Source organism: Variovorax sp. P4_D9, from assembly GCF_056401695.1.
The window spans coordinates 1-4,525 of record NZ_JBFUIU010000703.1 but is presented as its reverse complement, the minus strand read 5'-3'; the positions used below and the strand labels follow the sequence as shown (position 1 = coordinate 4,525).

The 4,525-nt window shown below is 67.4% G+C and carries 4 protein-coding genes and 4 pseudogenes; 6 read left to right on the top strand and 2 right to left on the bottom strand.

Annotation, left to right across the window (positions count from 1 at the left end):
* The 5 genes and pseudogenes from AC1DY5_RS43040 to AC1DY5_RS43020 form a co-directional block, all read left to right on the top strand.
* Window positions 1–257: pseudogene (locus tag AC1DY5_RS43040) on the top strand (protocatechuate 3,4-dioxygenase); the annotation flags it as partial.
* Window positions 258–337: 80 nt separating this feature from the next.
* Entirely contained in the window at window positions 338–946 is a 609-nt protein-coding gene (locus tag AC1DY5_RS43035; protein WP_478120535.1) for an RraA family protein, read from the top strand.
* A gap of 3 nt (window positions 947–949) precedes the next feature.
* Window positions 950–1,614 (top strand): annotated as a pseudogene (locus AC1DY5_RS43030) (RraA family protein).
* A pseudogene (locus tag AC1DY5_RS43025) lies at window positions 1,611–2,266 on the top strand (4-carboxy-4-hydroxy-2-oxoadipate aldolase/oxaloacetate decarboxylase). The pseudogenes AC1DY5_RS43030 and AC1DY5_RS43025 overlap by 4 nt, the downstream one beginning before the upstream one ends.
* Window positions 2,267–2,299: 33 nt before the next feature.
* Window positions 2,300–3,082: an enoyl-CoA hydratase/isomerase family protein gene (locus AC1DY5_RS43020; RefSeq protein ID WP_478120534.1), complete on the top strand. Its 783-nt coding sequence runs from the start codon at window positions 2,300–2,302 to the stop codon at window positions 3,080–3,082.
* An 18-nt stretch (window positions 3,083–3,100) separates the two neighbouring features.
* On the opposite strand, the gene AC1DY5_RS43015 is transcribed toward AC1DY5_RS43020, so the two are convergent.
* The gene (locus AC1DY5_RS43015) at window positions 3,101–3,406 is read right to left on the bottom strand and encodes a hypothetical protein (protein WP_478120533.1); all 306 of its coding nucleotides are present in this window, start codon (window positions 3,404–3,406) and stop codon (window positions 3,101–3,103) included.
* Here AC1DY5_RS43015 and AC1DY5_RS43010 point away from each other — a divergent pair.
* Window positions 3,377–3,580 (top strand): annotated as a pseudogene (locus tag AC1DY5_RS43010) (transposase); the annotation flags it as partial. The gene AC1DY5_RS43015 and the pseudogene AC1DY5_RS43010 overlap by 30 nt on opposite strands.
* A gap of 90 nt (window positions 3,581–3,670) precedes the next feature.
* Here the strand turns inward: AC1DY5_RS43010 and AC1DY5_RS43005 are convergent.
* Window positions 3,671–4,303, bottom strand: coding sequence for a GntR family transcriptional regulator (locus AC1DY5_RS43005; protein ID WP_478120532.1), 633 nt, complete (start codon window positions 4,301–4,303; stop codon window positions 3,671–3,673).
* Window positions 4,304–4,525 lie beyond the last annotated feature (222 nt).

The following is a 4,525-nucleotide window of genomic DNA, read 5'->3' as shown; positions in this document are numbered from 1 at the left end:
GCCTGAGCCACTTCGTGGTCGATGAAGAACTCGACCAGCTGGTGATCGACGCGATCCGGCGCAAGGACAGCGCCGCGCTGGCCGCCATCGATCCCAAGCTGCTGCAGGCCGGCAGCTCCGAGATCCGCAACTGGCTGGTGGTAGGCGAACTGGCGCGCGACCTGGACCTGGAATGGGTGAACTACATCCCCGGCTACCGCAGCGCCGCGCTGACCGGCACCGGCCTGTGCTTTGCCGCCTGGCACACCATCGACTGACCCGAAGGATTTTCATGAGCGAAGCTTCCTCCCTGACCCGCTAGCGCCTGCAGCGCCTGCGCCGCCTCGATGGCTGCGCGGTGTCGGACGCGCTGGACAAGCTCGGCCTGTCCGGCGCCGTGACCGGCCTGCCGCAGCGCTCCGGCACCGGCCGCATCGTCGGCCGCGCCATCACCGTCGAGCTTGGAACCGGCGAGCCGCCGCCCGGACCGCCTAAGCACCTGGGCTGCACCGCCATCGAGGCCGCCGGTCCGGACAACGTGATCGTGGTCGAGCAGCGCACCGGCGTCGAGGTCGGCTCCTGGGGCGGCCTGCTGACCCTGGGCGCCAGGGTGCACGGCGTGGCCGGCGTGGTGGCCGACGGGCCGCTGCGCGATGTGGACGAAGCCATCGCCTACGAGTTCCCGGTTTTCAGCCGCAGCCTGACCTCGTTCACCGCGCGCGGCCGCGTCGTGGAGAAGGGCACCCACGTGCCGGTGCAGATCGGCGCGCTGACGGTGCAGCCGGGCGACTATGTGCTGGCCGATCGCAGCGCGGTCCTCTTCATCGCCGAGGCCGACATCGAGCGCGTGCTGGACGCGGCCGAGATGATCGTCGCCAGGGAGGCTGCCATGGCCAAGRCCATCCTGGCCGGCACGCCGATCGGCCAGGTCATGGGCGGCAACTACGAACACATGCTGGAGAACTGAGACATGAGCGAGACGCAAGACAAGAACGTGGCGCGTGCCGCCAGGCTGGACACCGCCATCCTGAGCGACGCGCTGGACAAGCTGGGCATCCTGGGCCAGTGCTACAAGATCAAGCCGCGCGACCCCGGCTTCCGCATGGCCGGGCGCGCCTGGACGCTGAAGTACGGCCCCGCGGCCAAGCCATGCGGCACCGTGGGCGACTACATCGACGACGTGGCGCCCGGCAGCGTGGTCGTGCTGGACAACAACGGACGTGAAGATGCCACAGGGTGGGGCGACATCCTGACGGAGATCGCACACCGGCGCGGCATCGCCGGCACCGTGATCAACGGCATCAACCGCGATACCCATCTGTACCTGTCGCTGGGCTACCCGGTGTTCTCGATCGACCACTGGATGCGCACCGGCAAGGACCGCGTACAGGTCGAGGCCACCGGCGTGCCGGTGAACCTCGGCGGCGCCCGCGTCGAGCCGGACGACATCCTCAAGGGCGACACCGACGGCGTCGTCGTGATTCCCAAAGCGCACGAGGACCAGGTGCTCGCGGTGGCCGAGGACAGGAGGCCACCGAAAGCAGCATCCGCGAGGCCGCGCGCGGCGGCATGCGCCTGGACGAGGCGCGCCGGCAGTTCAAGTACCACCAGCTGCAGACGCGCGAGACCGCATGAACAGGCACGACCCCGCACTGACCACGTGCCTTGACATCCAGCGCCTGTCCCCCGACTTGGTGGCCGCGGCCGCCCAGCTGCCCGCCGCCACCCTGCACGAGGCCGGCAAGAAGATCGGCGCGCTGCCTTCGGCGATCAAACCGGTGGCGCCGCAGTTCCGGTTCGCGGGCTCGGCGCTCACCGTGCACTCGGCGGGCGGCGACAACCTCTGGCTGCACCGCGCGCTGGACGTGGCGCAAGCGGGCGATGTACTGGTGGTGTTCGCCAGCGGCGCCTACGCGCATGGCTACTGGGGCGAGATCATGACCACCATGGCCAAGGTGCGCGGCCTGGCCGGACTGGTGATTGACGGCTGCGTGCGCGACGGCGTGCTGCTGGCTGAGATCGGCTTCCCGGTGTTCGCGCGCGGGCTCTGGGCACGGGCAAGGACTTCGGCGCGATCGGCTGGATCAACTATCCGGTGACCATGGGCGATGTGGTCGTGCAGCCGGGCGACCTGGTGGTCGGCGACTCCGACGGCGTGGTCGCGATACCGCAGGCGCAGGCGGCCGAGGTCATTGCGGCCGGCCAGCGGCGCGAGGCCGAGGAATCCGCCATCCTGCGCCGGCTCAAGGCGGGTGAGAGCACGCTGAAGGTCTATGGTTGGGACTGAATCACCGCCACCGCCTTCGAGGAGCAAATTCCCATGATCGATCGGCCGTCCATGCCCTCCACGCCACGGCTCGTCATCGAGGACGGCGTAGCCATCATCACGCTGAACCGTCCCGCGCAACGCAACCGGCTCGAGGATGCGGACTTGCACGCGCTGTTGCGCCATTTCGCGCAGCTCGACGCCGACGCCTCGGTCCGCGTGGTGGTGCTGACCGCCACCACCACGGGTCAGCCCATGCCGGTGTTCTGCGCCGGCTACCACATCGGCGGTTTCGACGGCGACGCGCACGATCCGCATTTGTTTGAGAAGATCCCCGACGCGCTGGCCGCGCTGCGCCCGGTGACGGTCTGTGCGCTCAACGGCAGCGTCTACGGCGGCGCCACGGATCTGGTGCTGGCCTGCGACCTGCGTGTGGCGCTGGACGGCATCGAATTCCGCATGCCGGCCACGGCGCTGCACTACTACCCGAGCGGCCTGCAGCGCTATGTGGCGCGCCTGAGCCTGTCCGGCGCCAAGCGCGCCTTCCTGACGGCGCGCCCGTTCAGCGCGGCGCAACTCGCTCAGCTGGGCTGCCTGGAGGAGGTGGCCGGAACCGACCGGTTCGGCAAGGCCGTCGACGGGCTGGTCCGTGAGATCGTCGCCCTGGCGCCGCTGGCGGTGCAGGCGACCAAGCAGTCGCTCAACGAAATGGCCGCAGGTGTCGTCGATATGCCCCGCCTGCGGGCCAGGGAAGCGCTGACTGCGCAAAGCGACGATTTCGCGGAAGGCCGTGCGGCTTTTGCCGAACGCCGGTCGCCACGCTTCGTCGGGCGCTGACGCGCGGCCGCGACCTCCTCAACACAGCCCCGACTGCCGCGCTTGCAGCCGCGCCAGGCCCAGCAGCTCACGATGCGCCCACGCGAGATGCTGTTCGACGAGCCGAGCAGCATCCTTGAGGAAGGCGAGTCCGAGGAGACGCTGAGAACTCCCAACACTGAGCGCCTGCGCCTTTTTCTCACGCGCGATGTAGGCGCGCGACGCGACGGTCCGCGGTGCCGGGCGACAGCTGATGGTTGCTGAGCCGGCCTCGATGGACGACGCGCTGTACGACAGCCAGGCGCTGCGCAGAGCATCCGGGCCAAGGTCGAGCACCCGTTCCACGTGATCAAGAACCTGTTCCGTCACCGCAAGACCCGCTACAAGGGACTGGCCAAGAACGAGGCGCAGCTGTTCAGCCTATTCGGGGGTGAGGGTCTGGCCCACGAAGGACATCTTCGTCCTGGGCTCGCCTCGAAGGCGTCGGAGCATTGGCGTCAACAATTCCTGTTGAGATGACCTTGAGAAGACGCCGAAGGAGGCGCCGAAGTGGGCGCCATCGTGAAGAGCGCAAACATCAAGGTCCATTGAACCCTCACGCCAGGATGATCAGTCGCCCGTTGCCAACACCGACTTCTGGATATGGGTGACGGTTTGCAGGTAGTCCTTCTTGGCGCTTTGGAGATGGTCGACGCAAAGCTGCGCGAGCGCCCAGCTGTCGGTCCCTTTCATCAGCTGAATGATGATGAAGTGGTCGCGCTCGGACGCCAGCGCATGCTCGTAGTCGGCCGTCTTCTTCGCCCGCACAGGCAGGCTTAACCACATGTAGTGCTTGATCGATTCCACAAGATAGGGATTGCCGCAGGCGGCGAACATCGTCAGGTGAAACGCGTCGTTGGCTTCGTGCACACCGCGGAAGTGCCGCGCACGCAGATGGCGACCGTACTCCTCATGCAGGCGCTCGAGTTCCATGATCAGTGGCGCCGGTGCGGGCAAGGGAATTCTCAAGGCGGCCTGGCGCTGGAGCAGCTCTCGCACTTCGTAGATCTGGCTCACCTCGCGCGCGCTCAGCGAGCGCACGCTGACGCCTTTGTTCTTTTCCCGCACCACGATTCCGGTGCGCTCGAGTTCTACCAACGCCTGACGTACAAAATGGCGCGTCACGTTGAATCGCGCGATCAGGTTGTCTTCGGTGAGGCGCGCACCTGGCGCCAGCCGGCCGAAAATGATGTCCTCGCCCAACAGCTTGGCCATGTCGGCCGGCTCGGCCAGTTCCGCAGGTGCGGCTTCCTGCTCGTCCAGCAATGCCTGGTTTGTCATCGACGATCCTCCACGTGAGTGCCCCCAGACGCGTAGATGGCCTCGACAAGCCCCAGCGTGCGCAGGTTGTCCGTCGGCGCCGTCTCGAAGTCGCGGCCATCCTGCAGGCAATCGTTGAAATGCGCAATCGTCGACGCATAGGAC

What these genes read in the sequence shown, in the direction of transcription:
- AC1DY5_RS43020 (WP_478120534.1), top strand. Translation starts at nt 2,300, where the DNA reads ATGATCGATCGGCCGTCCATGCCCTCCACGCCACGGCTCGTCATCGAG.